This is a genomic window from Haemophilus sp. HMSC066A11, from assembly GCF_001811665.1.
In the GTDB taxonomy this organism is placed as follows: Bacteria; Pseudomonadota; Gammaproteobacteria; order Enterobacterales; family Pasteurellaceae; genus Haemophilus; species Haemophilus influenzae.
In genome coordinates, this window is record NZ_KV805905.1 from 1 (window position 1) to 2,053 (window position 2,053).

Annotated in this window: 1 pseudogene; it reads left to right on the forward strand. The window is 38.8% G+C overall.

Features of this window, described 5'->3' with window-relative positions:
• Window positions 1–2,053: pseudogene (locus tag HMPREF2813_RS09455) on the forward strand (adhesin); the annotation flags it as partial.

Consider the following 2,053-nt stretch of genomic DNA (forward strand, 5'->3'; position numbering starts at 1 on the left):
TATCGCTAAAACCGGTGGTTTTGTGGAGACATCGGGGCATTATTTATCCATTGACAGCAATGCAATTGTTAAAACAAAAGAGTGGTTGCTAGACCCTGATGATGTAACAATTGAAGCCGAAGACCCCCTTCGCAGTAATACCGGTATAAATGATGAATTCCCAACAGGCACCGGTGAAGCAAGCGACCCTAAAAAAAATAGCGAACGCAAAACAACGCTAACCAATACAACTATTTCAAATTATCTGAAAAACGCCTGGACAATGAATATAACGGCATCAAGAAAACTTACCGTTAATAGCTCAATCAACATCGGAAGCAACTCCCACTTAATTCTCCATAGTAAAGGTCAGCGTGGCGGAGGCGTTCAGATTGATGGAGATATTACTTCTAAAGGCGGAAATTTAACCATTTATTCTGGCGGATGGGTTGATGTTCATAAAAATATTACGCTTGATCAGGGTTTTTTAAATATTACCGCCGCTTCCGTAGCTTTTGAAGGTGGAAATAACAAAGCACGCGACGCGGCAAATGCTAAAATTGTCGCCCAGGGCACTGTAACCATTACAGGAGAGGGAAAAGATTTCAGGGCTAACAACGTATCTTTAAACGGAACGGGTAAAGGTCTGAATATCATTTCATCAGTGAATAATTTAACCCACAATCTTAGTGGCACAATTAACATATCTGGGAATATAACAATTAACCAAACTACGAGAAAGAACACCTCGTATTGGCAAACCAGCCATGATTCGCACTGGAACGTCAGTGCTCTTAATCTAGAGACAGGCGCAAATTTTACCTTTATTAAATACATTTCAAGCAATAGCAAAGGCTTAACAACACAGTATAGAAGCTCTGCAGGGGTGAATTTTAACGGCGTAAATGGCAACATGTCATTCAATCTCAAAGAAGGAGCGAAAGTTAATTTCAAATTAAAACCAAACGAGAACATGAACACAAGCAAACCTTTACCAATTCGGTTTTTAGCCAATATCACAGCCACTGGTGGGGGCTCTGTTTTTTTTGATATATATGCCAACCATTCTGGCAGAGGGGCTGAGTTAAAAATGAGTGAAATTAATATCTCTAACGGCGCTAATTTTACCTTAAATTCCCATGTTCGCGGCGATGACGCTTTTAAAATCAACAAAGACTTAACCATAAATGCAACCAATTCAAATTTCAGCCTCAGACAGACGAAAGATGATTTTTATGACGGGTACGCACGCAATGCCATCAATTCAACCTACAACATATCCATTCTGGGCGGTAATGTCACCCTTGGTGGACAAAACTCAAGCAGCAGCATTACGGGGAATATTACTATCGAGAAAGCAGCAAATGTTACGCTAGAAGCCAATAACGCCCCTAATCAGCAAAACATAAGGGATAGAGTTATAAAACTTGGCAGCTTGCTCGTTAATGGGAGTTTAAGTTTAACTGGCGAAAATGCAGATATTAAAGGCAATCTCACTATTTCAGAAAGCGCCACTTTTAAAGGAAAGACTAGAGATACCCTAAATATCACCGGCAATTTTACCAATAATGGCACTGCCGAAATTAATATAACACAAGGAGTGGTAAAACTAGGTAATATTACCAATGACGGCAGTTTAAATATCACTACTAACGCTCAAAACAATCAAAAAACCATTATTAACGGAAATATAACCAACAACAGAGGTGATTTAAGTATCACGGATAATAAAACCAATGCCGAAATCCAAATTGGCGGCAATATCTCGCAAAAAGAAGGCAATCTCACGATTTCTTCCGATAAAATCAATATTACCAAACAGATAACAATCAAGAAGGGTGTTAATGGAGAGAATTCTGATTCAGATACGGAAAGTCAAGCCAATCTAACCATTAAAACCAAAGAATTGAAATTAACGCAAGACCTAAATATTTCAGGTTTCAATAAAGCAGAGATTACAGCCAAAGATGGTAGAGATTTAACTATTGGCAACAGTAATGACGGTAACAGCGGTGCCGAAGCCAAAACAGTAACTTTTAACAATGTTAAAGATTCAAAAATCTCTGCTGACGGT